The 17,154-nt window shown below is 43.4% G+C and carries 19 protein-coding genes; 6 read left to right on the plus strand and 13 right to left on the minus strand.

The features are described 5' to 3' along the window. Nucleotide 1 precedes the first annotated feature (1 nt). From AC0L46_RS06960 to radC, 8 genes are all read right to left on the minus strand, one after another. Nucleotides 2-970 carry an ABC transporter permease gene (locus AC0L46_RS06960; protein WP_414681161.1) on the minus strand — a complete coding sequence of 323 codons (969 nt, stop codon included), beginning with the start codon at nucleotides 968-970 and terminating at the stop codon, nucleotides 2-4. 9 nt (nucleotides 971-979) lie between these two features. Then, entirely contained in the window at nucleotides 980-2,077 is a 1,098-nt protein-coding gene (locus tag AC0L46_RS06965; protein WP_414681160.1) for an ABC transporter permease, read from the minus strand. Next, entirely contained in the window at nucleotides 2,074-3,630 is a 1,557-nt protein-coding gene (locus AC0L46_RS06970) for an ABC transporter ATP-binding protein (protein ID WP_473506810.1), read from the minus strand. Before AC0L46_RS06970 ends, AC0L46_RS06965 begins: the two co-directional genes overlap by 4 nt. 216 nt (nucleotides 3,631-3,846) lie before the next feature. Further along, nucleotides 3,847-4,836, minus strand: a complete 990-nt coding sequence (locus AC0L46_RS06975; protein ID WP_414681158.1) for a BMP family lipoprotein — start codon at nucleotides 4,834-4,836, stop codon at nucleotides 3,847-3,849. A 213-nt stretch (nucleotides 4,837-5,049) separates the two neighbouring features. Continuing rightward, complete coding sequence (mutM, locus tag AC0L46_RS06980; RefSeq protein WP_473506812.1) at nucleotides 5,050-5,868, minus strand: bifunctional DNA-formamidopyrimidine glycosylase/DNA-(apurinic or apyrimidinic site) lyase; 819 nt, start codon at nucleotides 5,866-5,868, stop codon at nucleotides 5,050-5,052. Between the two features lie 86 nt (nucleotides 5,869-5,954). Further along, entirely contained in the window at nucleotides 5,955-6,125 is a 171-nt protein-coding gene (gene rpmG, locus AC0L46_RS06985; protein ID WP_011978459.1) for a 50S ribosomal protein L33, read from the minus strand. Nucleotides 6,126-6,136: 11 nt separating this feature from the next. After that, nucleotides 6,137-6,373, minus strand: coding sequence for a 50S ribosomal protein L28 (gene rpmB, locus AC0L46_RS06990; protein ID WP_317005857.1), 237 nt, complete (start codon nucleotides 6,371-6,373; stop codon nucleotides 6,137-6,139). Between the two features lie 178 nt (nucleotides 6,374-6,551). Further along, nucleotides 6,552-7,226: a RadC family protein gene (gene radC, locus AC0L46_RS06995; RefSeq protein WP_414681156.1), complete on the minus strand. Its 675-nt coding sequence runs from the start codon at nucleotides 7,224-7,226 to the stop codon at nucleotides 6,552-6,554. 138 nt (nucleotides 7,227-7,364) lie between these two features. On the opposite strand from radC, the gene coaBC reads away from it, so the two are divergent. From coaBC to slmA, 4 genes are all read left to right on the plus strand, one after another. Then, complete coding sequence (gene coaBC / locus AC0L46_RS07000; protein ID WP_473506815.1) at nucleotides 7,365-8,585, plus strand: bifunctional phosphopantothenoylcysteine decarboxylase/phosphopantothenate--cysteine ligase CoaBC; 1,221 nt, start codon at nucleotides 7,365-7,367, stop codon at nucleotides 8,583-8,585. Nucleotides 8,586-8,639: 54 nt separating this feature from the next. Next, complete coding sequence (gene dut / locus AC0L46_RS07005) at nucleotides 8,640-9,098, plus strand: dUTP diphosphatase (RefSeq protein ID WP_317005855.1); 459 nt, start codon at nucleotides 8,640-8,642, stop codon at nucleotides 9,096-9,098. Between the two features lie 335 nt (nucleotides 9,099-9,433). Then, complete coding sequence (argB, locus tag AC0L46_RS07010) at nucleotides 9,434-10,342, plus strand: acetylglutamate kinase (protein ID WP_473506817.1); 909 nt, start codon at nucleotides 9,434-9,436, stop codon at nucleotides 10,340-10,342. A 51-nt stretch (nucleotides 10,343-10,393) separates the two neighbouring features. Continuing rightward, a complete protein-coding gene (gene slmA / locus AC0L46_RS07015; RefSeq protein WP_414681153.1) occupies nucleotides 10,394-10,987 on the plus strand; it encodes a nucleoid occlusion factor SlmA in 594 nt (197 codons plus the stop codon). Nucleotides 10,988-11,027: 40 nt separating this feature from the next. Here slmA and pyrE read toward each other — a convergent pair whose 3' ends face one another. After that, nucleotides 11,028-11,675 carry an orotate phosphoribosyltransferase gene (pyrE, locus tag AC0L46_RS07020; RefSeq protein WP_473506819.1) on the minus strand — a complete coding sequence of 216 codons (648 nt, stop codon included), beginning with the start codon at nucleotides 11,673-11,675 and terminating at the stop codon, nucleotides 11,028-11,030. A gap of 116 nt (nucleotides 11,676-11,791) precedes the next feature. On the opposite strand from pyrE, the gene AC0L46_RS07025 reads away from it, so the two are divergent. Then, nucleotides 11,792-12,568 (plus strand): exodeoxyribonuclease III, encoded by a 777-nt coding sequence (locus AC0L46_RS07025; RefSeq protein ID WP_317005853.1) that lies wholly within the window; start codon nucleotides 11,792-11,794, stop codon nucleotides 12,566-12,568. A 97-nt stretch (nucleotides 12,569-12,665) separates the two neighbouring features. Here the strand turns inward: AC0L46_RS07025 and AC0L46_RS07030 are convergent, their stop codons facing one another. Then, nucleotides 12,666-13,589, minus strand: a complete 924-nt coding sequence (locus AC0L46_RS07030; RefSeq protein WP_473506821.1) for a D-hexose-6-phosphate mutarotase — start codon at nucleotides 13,587-13,589, stop codon at nucleotides 12,666-12,668. A 211-nt stretch (nucleotides 13,590-13,800) separates the two neighbouring features. Between AC0L46_RS07030 and AC0L46_RS07035 the strand changes: the two genes are divergently transcribed. Further along, a complete protein-coding gene (locus AC0L46_RS07035) occupies nucleotides 13,801-14,286 on the plus strand; it encodes an ATP-dependent zinc protease family protein (protein WP_414681151.1) in 486 nt (161 codons plus the stop codon). Between the two features lie 19 nt (nucleotides 14,287-14,305). On the opposite strand, the gene AC0L46_RS07040 is transcribed toward AC0L46_RS07035, so the two are convergent. The 3 genes from AC0L46_RS07040 to AC0L46_RS07050 all read right to left on the minus strand — a co-directional run bounded on the left by AC0L46_RS07040 (nucleotide 14,306) and on the right by AC0L46_RS07050 (nucleotide 17,131). Further along, the gene (locus tag AC0L46_RS07040; RefSeq protein WP_473506823.1) at nucleotides 14,306-14,788 is read right to left on the minus strand and encodes a nitrogen regulation protein NR(II); all 483 of its coding nucleotides are present in this window, start codon (nucleotides 14,786-14,788) and stop codon (nucleotides 14,306-14,308) included. Next, nucleotides 14,788-15,801 (minus strand): response regulator, encoded by a 1,014-nt coding sequence (locus AC0L46_RS07045; RefSeq protein WP_473506825.1) that lies wholly within the window; start codon nucleotides 15,799-15,801, stop codon nucleotides 14,788-14,790. Before AC0L46_RS07045 ends, AC0L46_RS07040 begins: the two co-directional genes overlap by 1 nt. Before the next feature lie 220 nt (nucleotides 15,802-16,021). After that, nucleotides 16,022-17,131, minus strand: a complete 1,110-nt coding sequence (locus AC0L46_RS07050) for a GAK system CofD-like protein (RefSeq protein ID WP_473506827.1) — start codon at nucleotides 17,129-17,131, stop codon at nucleotides 16,022-16,024. Nucleotides 17,132-17,154 lie beyond the last annotated feature (23 nt).

The following is a 17,154-nucleotide window of genomic DNA, read 5'->3' on the forward strand; positions in this document are numbered from 1 at the left end:
ATTAGGCTCGCTCTTTCACATAAGGTCGACCGACGGCTTTTGGCCCTATCGCTTTGCCAATGAATCCAGCAAGCAGCAATACGGTCAACACGTAAGGAAGCACTTCAATCGCCTGTACTGGCACTTCACCAATACCTGGAATCACCACGCCTTGCATACGAATCGCAACCGCATCTAGGAAACCAAACAACAAACATGCAAACAACACAGGAACGGGACGCCACTTACCAAAGATAAGCGCTGCAAGAGCCATATAGCCTTTACCTGCACTCATGTCTTTCAAGAAGCCTGCGTTGTGCGCTGTTGATAAATAAGCACCAGCCAAACCACACAAGATGCCACAAACAATCAAGGCACGGTAACGAATAAAGGCAACGGAAATACCTGCTGTATCAACCGCATGAGGGTTTTCACCCACCGCACGAAGACGTAAACCAAAACGTGTTTTATAAACAACCCAATAGGTTAATGGCACCATGGCAAAGCCTAGGTAAACCAAAATATTATGGCCGCTCAGTAGCTCAGAATAAATTAAGCCAATCACTGGGACATCGGCTAATGCATCAGCAAAAGGTAAAGTAACAGAGAGGAATCGAGAATCACCAGACAGTGTTGGCGTTTGACCGCCCATACCGAACCAGTTCATCGACAAAGTCACCGTTAAACCCGCCACAATGGTGTTAATCGCAACACCAGAAACGATATGGTCACCACGGTGAGTGATACAAGCAAAGCCATGAATCATCGCCAAAGCGACTGATGTCGCGATGCCAAAGCACAAACCAATCCACGCAGAGCCAAACACAGCAGCCCCTGCTGCCGCAGCAAATGCACTGCCTAGGATTTTACCTTCCAAACCGATATCAACAATACCAGCTCGCTCTGAATATAAACCCGCCAATGCAGCAAAAATCAAAGGCGTAGATACACGCATGGTTGCATCTAGCATAAGTATTAATGTTTCAAACATATTCTTCCCCTACGCCACAGCTCTGCGAATAAAAAAGCCTTCGATGCGATCTTTAAACATGTGTTCAAGCGCACCAGAGAATAAAATAACCAAACCTTGGATCGCGACAACGATCTCTGGCGTGATGGTCGGAATTTCAAACGCCAACTCTGAACCACCTTGATACAAGGCACCAAACAGAATGGCAGCAAGGATAATTCCTATCGGATGGTTACGTCCCATCAAGGAAACTGCAATACCAGCAAAACCGTAACCTGCGGTGAAGTTAAGCAGCAAGCTGTGGTTTACACCCATAATTTCATTGATACCGACAAAACCAGCCAAACCACCAGAAATCAACATCGCCCAAATGGTTACTTTTGCGGTATCAATACCAGCATACTTAGCCGCCGTTGGGTTGGTTCCTAATGTACGTAACTGATAACCCCAGCGAGTGTGCCAAAGCAGTCCCCACACAAAAACACAACATACTAAAGCTAATACAAAAGCAAAGTTAAGCGGCGAATCACCAATATCAATACCAAGTGGCGCAAAGAATTCATGTATGTAAGGCATCCAAGCGTTTTCGCCAAACGTACGGCTGTTCGGTGCCATGCGGCCGTCTTCTTTTAACCAGTTCACAATTAAGTAAACCATCAAAGAAGAAGCGATAAAGTTGAACATGATGGTCGTGATAACGATGTGACTACCACGACGTGCTTGTAGATAAGCCGGAATATAACCCCATGCAGCACCAAATGCAGCAGCACCAAGAATGGCGAGAGGGGCGATGATGTAAAACGGCATTGTGTGGTCTAAAGCCAAACAAACCAAACCAACACCCAAACCACCAATATACGCCTGACCTTCTCCACCTATGTTGAACAAGCCGCCTTTAAAGGCGACCGAAACAGCCAAACCAGTGAAGATTAAGTTCGTTGCGTAATATAAGGTATATCCGATGCCTTCGTTGTAGCCAAACGCACCATAAATCAGATATCCCGCCGCTTCGATTGGGTCTTCGCCAATGGCGAGAATCACCAAACCAGACACAATAAAAGCCAACATGATGTTTAAGAAAGGAATAAGCGCAATGTTTACCCAAGCAGGAACTTTTGCCTGACTCATGCTGACACCTCTGCTTTTTCTTCGTTGTAGGCGTTCGCCATCATTAAGCCAAGGGTTCGTTCATCTGCATCTTTTGCATCAAGCTCGCCCACAACTGCACCATCAAACATAACAATGATGCGATCACTCAGTGCCATAATTTCATCCAATTCAACAGAGACCAACAAAATTGCTTTGCCGGAGTCTCGTAATTTAACAATTTGTTCGTGTATATTTTCAATCGCACCGATATCTACACCACGAGTTGGCTGACCAATCAGCAAGATATCTGGGTTCTGCTCTACTTCACGAGCAATAACGATTTTTTGCTGGTTACCACCAGAAAAGTTTGCTGTTTTTAAATGAGGGTTTGGCGGACGAACATCCCAATCAGCCATGCGCTCATTACATTCATCAATCATCACTTTACGGTTCATCAGAATCTTACCGTTGTAAGCATCTGAATTGTGGTAACCAAGCACAGCAGCTTCATAAGCTTCAAAGCCTGTTACCAAGCCCATTTTGTGACGATCTTCAGGAACGTGGGCCATTTTAAGCTCACGCATTTGTGCGGCATTTTTCGGAGCTTTCGCAGTAATTACTTGGCCTGCGATATGAATTTCACCTTCACTCATTGGCTCAATGCCAGAAAGCACATTCAAAAGCTCACTTTGACCATTACCAGAAACCCCTGCGATACCAAGAATTTCACCTGCGCGCAGTTCTAAACTCACGTCTTTAAGACGCTTCACGCCTTGGCTATCAAATTGAGAAAGGTTTTTAGCAGAAAGGAATACATCACTTGGTTTGGCTTCGTCTTTATTAACAGTTAGACGAACTTTTTTACCAACCATTAACTCAGCAAGCTCTTCTTTGTCTGTCTTAGCTGTTTCACGATGCGCAACCATTTGGCCTTGTCTCATGACAGAAACATTGTCAGTAGAGGCCATAATTTCACGCAGTTTATGAGTGATAAGTAAGATGGTCACGCCTTGTTCTTTTAAGGCTTTTAAAATACGGAAAAGGTGATCGGCTTCTTGCGGGGTTAACACACCCGTTGGTTCATCAAGAATGAGGATACGGGCGCCACGGTAAAGGGCTTTTAATATTTCTACTCGTTGCTGTAGACCAACTGGAAGATCTTCCACAATCGCGTCTACGTCAATATCTAGGCTATATTCTTGCGCCAAACGCTGTAGCTCAACTCGTGCAGCGTCCACTCCATCTTTTAAGAGTGCGCCACCCTCAGCACCCAAGATAACGTTCTCAAGTACACTGAAATTCTCTACCAGCATGAAATGCTGATGCACCATACCTATGCCTGCATTAATAGCATCCTGAGAACTGCGGATATCAACACGTTTGCCATCTACTTCTATGTGGCCTGTATCAGCTTCATAAAAGCCATAAATAATGCTCATTAGAGTCGATTTACCAGCGCCATTTTCACCGATTATGCCGTGAACTGTGCCGACTGGAACTTGTAAGCAAATATCTTTGTTAGCCTGAACGGCACCAAAGCGTTTGCTGATATCTTGCAATTCAATTGCGTATGGCTTTGTTTTATTCGTCATATCTAAAAATAATTCATCTGCTTCAAAATGGAACACTCTAAGTGTATATCAAGACCAAGAACACATTAGGTGTTTTTATTGCTACTTTCTCGCAATAACTTAACTACCTGCTACAAAAGCCAATGAAAACTCTGTTGTTGTCGCATTTAATGAAAAAATATAAGAGCAAAAAAAACAGCTGCCTGCGAAAGGCAGGCAGCTGTTTTATCTTACAACTTAGTAGTTACAAGTGTTGTCTGACATGTAGTCATGAACAACGATTTCACCACTTACAATCTTAGCGCGAATTTCTTCTACCTTCGCTTTCATGTCAGCTGTAATCAAGCTTGCATTGTTGTCGTCAAGAGCCCAATCAACACCGCCTTCAGCTAGACCAAGAACCACTAGACCTGGCGCCCAAGTGCCTGCTGCAGAATCTTTATAAGTGTTGTATGCCGCTAGATCTACACGCTTAACCATAGACGTTAGCATTGTACCTGGCTGGATGTGGTTTTGGTTTGAATCAACACCAATAGCAAATTTACCTTCGTCTTTAGCCGCTTGATAAACACCGATACCAGTACCACCAGCTGCTGCGAAAACAACATCCGCGCCTTTAGAGAATTGGCTCTTAGCTAATTCAGAACCTTTAGTTGGGTCGTTAAACGCCGCACCAGTAGAACCTGTCATGTTTTGGTAAACAGATGTACCGGAAGCAACGTATTTCGCACCTTGCTCATAACCACAAGCAAAACGACGAATTAGAGGAATATCCATACCACCCACGAAACCAACAGCGTCAGTTTCAGACTTCATCGCAGCAACCGCACCAACAATGAAAGAACCTTCGTGCTCTTTAAACACAACAGATTGAACGTTTGGAAGATCGATAACACCATCGATGATAGTGAAGTGAACATCAGGGAAGTCTTGCGCTACTTTAGTAACCGCTGATGTCATGTTGAAACCAACAGTTACAATTGGAGAGAAACCACGGTTAGCAAGGCGACGTAGGCCCTGTTCTACCTGAGCTTCGTTTTTTGGTTCAAATTCACGAACTTGAATACCAGTTTCAGAAGTGTATTTCTTAACGCCGTTATAAACACCTTCGTTAAAAGACTTGTCATATTTACCAGCTTGATCATATACAACCGCAGGATCTGCTGCTTGAGCCATCGTTGATGAGATAGCTAACGCCGTAACAGACGCAATAAATATACCCTTCATTCCAATTCCTCTTTTTAGTGTAGTTAAATATATGGTTAATTCTTCTGCCCAATTGGTCAAAAATAAACCCATTAGTAAAATACCGCAATAAAATATGCACTCTTTTAACAATATTGTTGCACATAAAACCGTAAAGACAATCAAAAACTCACATCATGATTTCTCTATTAGCACGATTAATTAGCAATTCTCGTGCCTAATCTGAACAAAAGGTCAAGTTTGACATTTTCGGCAATAAACCGTGCTTCGCTGAGCCTGTCGAATCTCTTTTAGAGTCGTGCCACAAACCGTACAAGGCTTGTCTGCTCGACCGTATACTAGCAGTTCTTGCTTGAAGTACCCTGGCTTTCCATCGCCGCCAACAAAGTCTTTCAAGGTGGTGCCGCCCTGTTTAATTGCAGCTGCCAGCACCAACTTAATGCATTCTACCAATATAGCCAGACGCTTTTTACTGATATTGCCCGCCATGCGGCTCGGATGAATGCCGGCTTTAAAAAGCGCTTCATTCGCGTAAATATTTCCAGCGCCTACCACAACTTTACTGTCCATAATAAAAGTCTTAATTGGCACTTTGCGACCTTTCGCCCGAGCGTGCAGCATGTCTACATTAAATGCATCAGACAAAGGCTCTGGGCCAAGATGTTTTAACAAATCATGCTCTAGCCAATCTTTCGTCGTCCATAAAATAGCGCCAAAACGGCGAGGGTCGGTATAACGCAACAATGGCTCATCTTCTGCAAAGCAGAAATCCACATGATCATGAAACAAAGGTGGCGTTTGAGCTGGCACAAAATACAAACTACCAGACATGCCAAGGTGAACAATTAATGTTCCTTTTGCCGTATGAACGCCAATGTACTTACCGCGACGAGAAAGGTGTGTAATTTCTTGTCCGACCATTTCAGGGCTCAGCTCTGGCGTAATTGGCCAGCGGAGCTTTGGTTGACGAATATCTATCTTAGAGAGGGTTCGACCCACAAGATGAGGCTCTATACCACGTAACGTGGTTTCCACTTCTGGCAATTCAGGCATAAGCGACCTCGACAAACATTAAAGACGTTCTACTAGATACAAAAAAACCGACTCAATGAGTCGGTTTCTTCGGCAAGAATCAAAAATTATTTGATTTTCGCTTCTTTGTACATAACGTGTTTACGTACAACTGGATCAAACTTTTTCATTTCAAGTTTATCCGGAGTATTTCGCTTGTTCTTGTCAGTTGTGTAAAAGTGACCAGTACCAGCAGAAGATACCATGCGAATTAAATCGCGAGCGCCTTTAGAAGCCATGATTCAGATCCTTATACTTTTTCGCCGTTAGCACGCATTTCAACAAGAACTGCTTCGATGCCTTTTTTATCGATAATACGCATACCTTTAGAAGATACACGTAAACGGATGTAACGGTTTTCACCTTCGACCCAAAAACGGTGCCAATGAAGGTTAGGAAGAAAACGACGCTTAGTACGACGCTTTGAGTGAGAAACGTTATTACCTGTAACAGGGCGTTTCCCAGTAACTTGACATACGCGAGACATAATTAAATACCTTTTGCTATCCAGAAAGATTATTGGAAGTGTTTCACTTCCTCAGGCGGAGCATGATTCCTTATGAATCAAAAAAATCCCATACCGAGGATATAGCGGCGCGAATTCTCCCATAACATCGACCATTCGGCAAACTTTTTGTTAAAAAAATGATCAATTAATGAGTTTGCTAAAGCAAACCTCTTTCCGCCAATGAAACAGGCGCGCCATCGCCAACCACAAAATGATCCAACAACCTGACATCAACAAGGCTAAGGGCTTCTTTAATACGGCCTGTAATCGAGATATCCGCTTGGCTTGGCTCGGCGACACCACTGGGATGATTGTGCGCCAGAATAACCGCCGCTGAGTTGTACTTTAATGCTGCTTTCACCACTTCCCTCGGGTAAACCGCCGCGGCATCAATGGTGCCCATGAAAAGTTCTTGATAACAAATCAGTCTGTGTTGCGAGTCCAAAAACAGAACCGCAAAGACTTCCCGCTGAGCATGGCGTAATTGTGAAGAGAGATAGGTTCGGACGTGTTCCGCGCTACTAAAAACCGTTTCGCGCATGAGTTGTTCTTGTAAATGGCGTTTCGACATTTCTAGAACGGCTTGTAATTGGGTATATTTTGCGTCCCCCAGACCAAAACCTTTACAGAATTCTTCTCGACTGGCCGACATAAGGGAACGTAATCCGCCAAATTGGGTCAATACTTGTCGAGCAAGCTCAACAGCACTAATACCTTGGGTACCCGTTCGCAGAAAAATCGCCAATAACTCAGCATCGGTTAAGGCTTCGGCCCCTTGATGTATGAGTTTTTCACGAGGTCTTTCCTCTGCGGGCCAATGTTTTATACTCATGATCTGCTCCTTGATCCATGGTAATCTTGCTTAAGCGCTGTCAAGTTCAACAACAGCAAAATAAAATAACGAATAACAGAAGGCATCCTGCCTCGTTATCAACTTTAATCCATCACAGAACGAATTGAGAAGTTTTTTATGTCACATCTAGCCCAAAAACGCATTCTATTAGGCATTACTGGCGGCATCGCTGCTTATAAAAGCATCGAACTCATTCGTTTATTAACTAAAGCCGGCGCAGACGTTCAAGTCGTTCTAACGGATGGAGCAAAAGCATTCGTCACAGAAATGACACTACAAGCCATCTCAGGCCATCCAGTACGCAGCACATTACTCGACCCAAATGCTGAAGCAGGAATGGGTCATATTGAATTAGCCAAATGGGCAGATCTCATTGTTGTGGCTCCAGCCTCTGCCGATTTCATGGCACGCTACACTCAAGGCATGGCGAACGATTTACTTTCTACCTTATGCATCGCCACAGAATCTCCTGTCTTAATCGCACCCGCAATGAACCAAGCCATGTGGCGCCACCCAGCCACTCAAGCCAATACAGCACTATTAGCAGAGCGTGGCGTTTTAAGCATTGGCCCTGCCGATGGTGCGCAAGCCTGTGGTGACATTGGCCCAGGAAGAATGAGCGAGCCGGCTGATATTTTTAACGCCATATCTGAGCATTTTCAAACAACAAGCATTAAGCAAGACCTTGCTGGACAGCATTGGGTCATTACCGCAGGCCCAACGATGGAAGCTATCGACCCTGTTCGCTACATCAGCAATCACAGCTCAGGAAAAATGGGCTATGCGCTAGCGTCTTCAGCATTACAACGAGGCGCGACTGTCACACTCGTTAGCGGCCCAGTACAATGCACGCCGCCAGAAGGTGTCAATTTGGTTTCAGTGAAAAGCGCAGACGAAATGCTAGCTGCTTGCGAACAGGCAATGGAAAAACAAGCGGATGTGTTTATTGGTGCCGCTGCCGTGGCAGACTTTAAAATGAAAACAGCCACAGATCAGAAGATGAAGAAGAAATCTGATACTAACGAAATTCAGCTTACTCTTGTCAAAAACCCAGACATCATTGCGACTCTTGCCCAACAAAAGCGCTCAAAAGTGATGGTAGGTTTTGCAGCAGAAACACAAAATGTGATCGAATACGCGAAAGGCAAATTAGAGCGCAAAGGTCTAGACATTATTATTGCCAATGACGTCTCTCGTTCCGACATAGGTTTTAATAAAGATGAAAACCAAGTCACAGTAATCACTAAAGAAAACACATGGGAGCCAGCCAAAGCAGCCAAAAGCGAGCTTGCTAATCAGCTGGTAAACTTTATCTACGAACACACTCAGGCGAACTAACCTTTTTAAGGGCTGTTTCCCTCTGTACATTGAAGACATTAAAAAGAGAGTAATATGAAGCAAGCGATTCAACTCAAGATTTTAAGCGACAAAATTGGCAAAGAAATTCCTTTACCAACCTATGCAACTGAAGGCTCTGCTGGCCTAGATTTGCGCGCTTGTTTAGACACTCCTATTGAGCTTGCTCCAGGTGAAACAACATTGCTGCCGACTGGATTATCGATTTACATCCAAGATCCAAACTTAGCGGCGACTATTCTTCCTCGCTCTGGATTAGGCCACAAGCACGGTATTGTTTTGGGTAACCTTGTCGGATTAATTGACTCAGATTATCAAGGGGAACTGATGGTTTCCTGCTGGAACCGTGGAAATACCACTTTCACAATAGAGCCTGGCGAGCGTGTTGCACAGCTTGTTCTTTTACCTGTTGTACAAGCAGAATTCGATATAGTCACTGAATTTGAAAGCACTGAACGCGGCGAAGGCGGCTTTGGTCACACTGGTACAAAGTAATATCAAAATGCGAAATAGATGAGTTTTTCTCACCTATTTCGCATCACTTTTTCAAATAGCTCAACCATTCTCGCACACAAGAATCAAATTTGTTTTTTCGACCGCTAACTCTGTAATTATATTACAAATTTCTGTAGTTAATCCGTTTAGATCACGCTATTATTTCCACCCTAAGTGGTTGCTTACACTCGTTGTCAGCCTTGACTGTCACCGTTTTGACATCACAATCCACTAATTTATCTATCGATGACACTCTCTTCTTTTACTGTAAAGATTTACGGTGAGGCATTTTGTCATCGAGCCAGTTTGTTCTTATTGATAGGAGTATGTAATACGTGCCTTTTTCTCGTGAGTCTGCTTTAGATGTTGCTAAGGTTTTAAGTGAATCACTGCCTTATATTCAACGCTTCGCTGGTAAAACATTGGTCATCAAATACGGCGGCAACGCAATGACAGATGAGTCTTTACAAGCAGGATTCGCACGAGACATCGTTTTGATGAAGGCCATTGGTATTAACCCTATCGTTGTTCATGGTGGCGGCCCACAAATTGGCGAGATGCTGACCAAGCTTAATATTGAGTCAAAATTCATTAATGGCATGCGTGTTACTGATACAGCAACTATGGATGTTGTTGAGATGGTGCTTGGCGGCCAAGTAAACAAAGAAATCGTTAACTTAATCTGTGAAGCAGGCGGTAAAGCCATCGGCATCACAGGTAAAGATAGCCGCTTCGTAAAAGCCAAAAAGCTTTTCGTTAAGCATCAAGCGGAAGGCATGACAGCACCAGAGCAAGTGGATATTGGCCATGTTGGTGAAGTGGCGAGCATTGATACAAGCTTCTTAAAATTATTCGAAAGCAGCGACCTAATCCCTGTCATTGCACCAATTGGTGTGGATGATGAAGGTAACTCATACAACATCAATGCTGACCTTGTTGCAGGCAAAGTTGCGGAAGCAGTTGGCGCTGAAAAGCTAATGCTGTTGACCAACATCTCTGGCGTACAAGACAAGCAAGGTAACGTGTTAACTGGCCTAAGCACGGCTCAAGTGGATGCTTTAATTGCTGATGGCACAATTTACGGCGGTATGTTGCCGAAAATCAGTTGTGCTCTATCTGCTGTTAACTCAGGTGTCACAAGTGCTCACATTATTGATGGCCGAGTTCCGCATGCTACCTTACTGGAAATCTTTACAGATACTGGCGTTGGTACATTAATTTCCAACACCAAGTTAGGCGAATAAAGACAGTCTAAAAACTATACGAATAATACGGGTTAAAACTGGATACGACACATGAGCAATAAGAAGAACGATCGTCGCACACAGATTCTGCACGCACTTGCTCAAATGCTAGAGAGCAGCCCAGGTGCACGCATTACAACGGCCGCTTTAGCAAAGCAGGTTGGGGTTTCTGAGGCGGCGCTTTATCGCCACTTTCCTAGCAAGGCTAAGATGTTTGAAGGCCTAATAGAATTCATTGAAGAATCTCTATTCACCCGCATCAATCTTATTGTTCAAAACGAAAGCGATGTTGTTGTACGCATAGAAACCATACTCATGCTCATACTTGGCTTTGCCGAACAAAACCCAGGCATGTGTCGCTTGTTAACAGCAGATGCTCTAGCAGGCGAAACAGAGCGTTTACGAGTTCGCATTGCCCAAGTATTTGATCGTATTGAAACTCAGTTGAAGCAAGTTATTCGCGAAGCAGATTTAAAACAAGGTTTACGACCAGCAATGGGCGTAACGCCAAGTGCTAATTTTCTTGTTGCTATTATCGAAGGGAAAATTCGCCACTATGTACGCAGCGAATTTAAAGTGAAGCCAATGGATGTTTGGCAAGATCAATGGGCAGTATTGGCACAAAACTTGATGATAAACCGCTAGGGCTTGAAGTCACTTTTCAAACCCTAGATTTAGCACTAAATTAGATACCATATTCATGGCGATAGGCTTTAACTGCACCAAGATGTTCGGCAAATTCCGGCGCATCTTGTTCAGCTAAATACGTCATGATGTCATTTAAAGACACTATGCTGATAACAGGCATACCGAAGTCACGCTCGACTTCTTGAATGGCAGACAATTCGCCTTGGCCTCGTTCTTGACGATCTAAGGCAATAAGAACACCAGCAGGAGTGGCACTGGCTTCTTGAATAATAGCCATCACTTCTCGGATAGCGGTTCCAGCAGTAATAACATCATCGATAATCATGATGTTACCTTCTAATGGAGCCCCAACAAGAGAGCCACCTTCGCCGTGAGCCTTTGCTTCTTTGCGGTTGAATACGTATGGTGTATCTACGTCATGGTGATCATAAAGCGCAACAGCGGTTGTTGTTGCCAATGGAATGCCTTTGTAGGCAGGGCCAAATAAAACATCAAATGGAACATTTGCTTCCATTAGTGAGGCAGCGTAAAAGCGACCTAACTTTGCCAATGCTTGGCCAGAGCTAAATAAGCCAGCATTAAAAAAGTAAGGGCTTACGCGGCCTGATTTGAGAGTAAATTCGCCAAAGCGCAAAACGTTTTGTTCAATAGCGAATTCGATAAAGTCTCTTTGGTAAGGTTTCATGCCAACTCCAGAAAGATAAATAATACACAACACAGCGTCGCCAAGATCGAGCGAAGCCATGCCAACTTTGGATAGACGCTAATATAACACACGGCTAGGAATTGTAGGGACCAGAAATGAAGGTCATCAGCCTTAATGTAAACGGTATAAGACAAGCAGCCGATCGCGGCTTTTTTGAATGGATGGTTCGTCAGAACCCAGATGTTGTATGTCTACAGGATATACAGACAGATGAACGCAGTTTAAATGACAGTGTTTTCTTTCCACCAGAGTTCAATACTTACTTTTTTGACTCAATGGAAAACCCAGATCAGGCAGGTGTTGCGATTTATTGCAAAACCATGCCTAAAGCCATTATGACCGGCATGGGTTTTACCGAATGTGATTTCGAAGGTCGTTTTATTCAAGCGGATTTCGATAAAGTAAGTATCGGTACTTTTTTAACGCCTCATGGCTCAAATCATGAAGAAGCGTTACAAGAGCACAAATACCGCTTTATGGAAGGCTTCAAAAACCATTTAATAAAAACACGCCGTAAGCGTCGTGAATTTATTTTCTGTGGTACCGCCAATGTGGCGCGCTCGCCAATTGATGTAAGCAGCTGGTTCGTTAATCAACGCAACTCTGGTTTCTTGCCAGAAGAACGTAAATGGATAAACGAGATCTTCAATGAAATGGAATACATTGATGCGTTTCGCCAAGTAAACAAACAGGACAAACAGTACACTTGGTGGCCGGACTACGAACGCGCTTGGAAATTAGATGAAGGTGGTCGTTTAGATTATCAAATCACCACTCCTGGCATCAAAAACCTGATTCAAGGCGGTAGTATTTACAAAGGTCAACGTTTCTCTGATCATGCTCCATTGATCATGGAATACAATATCGATTAGTCACTTACAGGTTCAGCTTTATCTGAACCTGTAAGTGAGACAAAAAGAAACCCCACTCGGCATATGCCCAGTGGGGTTTCTTGTTTATACGATGTTTTTACTCTTCATCGGCCAAAGGTTTGAGTTTCACCTTTAACTTAAGCTGATGTATGCTGCCCGGCGCAATTTCATAGCCGTCTGTCAGAACATTCGCAGCTTCGACACAGACAAAACGACGATATTCTTCGTCTTCCATATCTGTTCGTTTTTTAGCAAGCTCAGCACCAGGGTTCCATAAAACCGTGCTTTGACTTCCTTCCGTCTGAATAACAATCTTACGATTGAAGATAGGGTCTTGAATCTCACATTCATCTGGCGCGGATAAATACACTCGATCCATGCAATCACATGGTGTCACTATGCCTTCTTGCAGCTTCTTCTCGCTATTGTCAAACTTATCAACATAAGTGATCTGATCTAAACCATGCACCTCTGCTGCTTTGTTATCAGCCACATTGAAATACGTATGTAAGGCTTCGCTGATTGGCATAGGTTTATCAGATAAGTTAGCTGCAGAAAAATTGATTCTGAAGCCTTTATTGGAGAATCGAAATACTTGTCTTAATTCAAAGGCATGTGGCCACATTTCTTCGATTAAAGGATGATCCTCGGAAGCAAGACGAATCACGATTTTCACATCGCCATTTTTGAAATGACCCGCTTCAATGAGCTCCCAACGGAAATATCGAGCCAAACCATGGGCTGGGTAGTCATCATGCTCTTCATTCGCCCCAAACCAAGGCCAACATACTGGAACACCAAAATGACGACGTTCAAAACGCCCTTTTCCACCTAGGTTCTCAGATTGAAATAAAAGGTCCTCTTGACCAGTAGGAATAAAGCTCTCTAAATGCCCTCCCCATAACGCAATCGCTGCGCTAAAGCCGGGTTGATCAATGATGATCTCATCGCACTTTTTCAAGCTTGCTGGGCGAATCTCACCACCTAGCTCTTCCAACTCTTTTATCAGTCGGCCATTCATTAACAACTCCGTTAAATGTTTATTGTGAACACATATTAACTTCAGATGATACGATTACAATAGTTTGTAGTGATACTGACAATTCAACAAAGCAGATAAGCCTATTTTTGGTGAAATAAAACTTAACCTCATACTGCTTTTACGCTATAAAACATGGCTATCAACAGATGAACTTACTATTGCTAATATTTTCAAAGGTGTCTTCAAATCTATGGATCAGTTAAGCGAATCCAAAATGATCATTGGTAGCGACGAGTGGTGTGCATTCCCCTCTCTTAACATACCAGCCATCAAAGCTAGAGTAGATTCTGGCGCAAAAACATCCTCATTGCACGCCATCAATATTCAGCGCTTTATGAAAGATGAAGAGCATTGGGTTCGATTTGACGTTCATCCATTAAAGGGCAACCGAAAAACAACCGTTCATTGTGAAGCGCCATTAATCGACCAAAGAGTGATTAAAAGCTCCAGCGGCGACAAAGAAAAACGCCCTGTGATTAGCACGTCTCTGTCTCTTGGCGAAAAAACATGGAACGTCGAAGTGACACTAACAAACCGAGACAGCATGGGATACAGAATGCTTCTCGGCCGAGAAGCAATGAATGGGCACGTACTCATCGACCCTCAAGGTGAATGCCTGCTTGGCAACCACCTTTCTAACGAGCTAGCCGACCTTTATAAAGCTCATAAAGCCTAATGCATGAACTGGCCTTATCTTATTTCGATAAGGCCTTAGTCAATCTCTGTAATCTTGCATTCGCAGTCGATAAAGCTGTTTTATTGACCGCAATATCCGTGACATCATAAACCACTAAACAAAGATGCTTGATCGAGCCATCTGGCTCAGAGATCGGCCTAATTGCCACATTCTGGTACATCTTATCCGAAACACCTGTGATGGGTCGGTAGCTTTTAAAAGGGAATAAATTCGGCCTTTGCTCCCAAGAGATAAATATAGGCGTTTTCAAGCCAAACACATTATCGAGCTTCTGACGTAACCAACTCGTATCTAAATCTGGAAAAAGCGTTAATAGTGACTGCTGCTTCGCAATAGAAGAGCTCACACCACTGTGGTTTTCCATAAAGCTATTCCAAAGCTGTATCTCATACTTTATATTCAATACGACAAGCCCCACATCAATATGATGGAGCATATCAAACATCCAATGAAAATCAGCTAACCCTTCTGACTCTTTCATTATTCATCCTCAGCCAAAAACGATAACAGGTTCTCAAGCGTTGCTACTGAATCTTCGGTGAACAACAGCATTAAGTCGCAATTTATTTGATAGTTTTCTACTTCATAGACGATCTCAACAGCCAAAGTACGCTTCCAAGTCGTTTTCTTAGCATTAATAATGTCTTTTATTTTAACGTGCTGCCCCAGTAGAACTGGGTGACTGTGGCTGAAATCAATGTTCAACTGCTTGCCAATGGCTTGCATAAAAGGACCAACAAGAACGGAAGAAACATCCATCAAAAGCTCGGTTTCTAACTCTCTTGTAATTTCCTCCGTTACACCCAGCAATTCCGCCATATCAGGAAAGCTCGAATCACTAAAAATAAGCAATGCTTCAAACGCAATACCAGAACCAACAAAACCTTGAGATACCGCAGAACAACTGTCCTCTTTAACACTGTAATCCAGCGCCATTTGAAGCTCACCCACTTCAAGGATATTTACTTTAGGAACAGGTAATTTGATAAAAACATTCAGCATATTCGCCAGAACACTGGCCGCACGCCCCATGGCGATGTTCGAGATTTCTTGCAAACACTCATTAAGCGAAAACTGCTCTGCCGCCGTAACGACATTGGTATTCGTTTGGCTCTCGTTTTGACTTGAAGAAAAGAGCCCTAAAGAAATAAGTAAGGCGCGAAGTTCGTCCGCCTCGGCAGGTTTTTTATGGAATGCCACCGCACCCATGTTTTTCACTCGCTCGATCGCTTTTGGCTGAACATCACCGGAGACCACAATAACGGCAGGAGATTGAGCAAAAGACTGAAGCGCTTCGAGCGTTTCATAGCCGTCTTTTACTGGCATATTCAAATCTAAAAATAAAATATCAAATACAGAAGACGATAAAATGTCTAAGGCTTCTTGGCCATGTTCTGCATACTCAACTTCGACATCCCAATCCGTTGGTAAAATTCTAGTTAGCTGTTTTCTCGCGATTTTTGAGTCATCGCATATCAGCACTCGTGTACTCATTACTGCCTCTTAATATTAGAGTGTTTCTAACGTGTACTATGACATCCTACATGGCTTCACTAAAATGACAAAAGTGTTACTTAGCGTAAAGTTTCATTACTTTAGCATAGTATAGACTTCTATTTTTACCTCACACCACAGAGTCAAACGCAAGACAGTAACGCGACAGACACAAGCCTTTCATCGTATTTATTGGGTTTCGTACTAATAAGAGAGGTTTTTATGACACTAATACCAAGTCGATCCAACCCCCAATATCGACAAAACCGTAATCATAAGCATCATCTAAAAGAAGATAATCCAATGCCGAAAAACTTGGTTTTTCTTCACCTAAATCCGCTAATACAGTGCCGACCAGACGCTTTACCCTTTCCATTAGTGACAAACCTTGCTGTTCTGGATCGACGCCTAAATTAGGCAAATATACTTTAGGATTCGGGTTCTGGCAGATAGCACGACCCACGCCTTCCGATAACAAGTTCGCCAAAAGACTACTGTAATAACTACCAGGGGGATAACAAATCAAATCCGCACTTTCTATGGCGTCTTTACGGTCATCTGCTATGAGTTGATTAATGGGAGAAACCGCTCGTAATCCGCGATTTAGCCACATTTTTTTGATTGGGCTGGATAATGCTTCTGTTTCTTTCCCTGTAATATTGTGCTGACCTAAAACAACTTGCCCATTTTCCAACTCTACACCCAGATGGAAACTGGCATCCACAGTGGTTTTTACATCGCCCAATGTTTTCACCAAACGAGAAAACAGGAACACGATAGGATCAAGTTGCTGAAAGTTATTTAAGTAGCCACCAGCAATAATCAGATTACCAATGCTTGCGCCTCTCAAATCGAAACTTTCATTAATTCGAGCCTGAGTCACCGCCAACTGCGCCTGAATAAGCGCTTTCATGGGATTAGGAATACTCTCAATTAAAGGATGCTGCCCAGAAACAAGTTGCTGCAATTGTATTTTGAGCGCTTCAGGAGAGTCATTTTGACTTAATCTGTGTGTAAACAAAGCATACACTTCTGGCTGCCCCATGACAGTTTCATCCGCCAACGCCATTAATCGACTGCGTAAATCGCCTACCGCAGGGATATCAAACTCAGCTCGCAAACGCGCAGAGCTGCCACCAGAATCAAACGGTGTAACAAGATGAATAGAGTGATGCGTGTACTCTTTAAACACTCGGCTGATCTTATTCAACGCCGAGCCGCCACTGAAGAAAAGCACTTTCGGCCCTTGCTCTGGCAAGGTTTGATAACGATGGACACGAATAAGATCAGGCATTGTCATTCGACGAAAAATGCGCAAAGAGTCCACCATAAAAAAGCCTCATAATTAAAACA

The sequence above is a fragment of the Marinomonas sp. 15G6-16 genome (genome assembly GCF_055809555.1).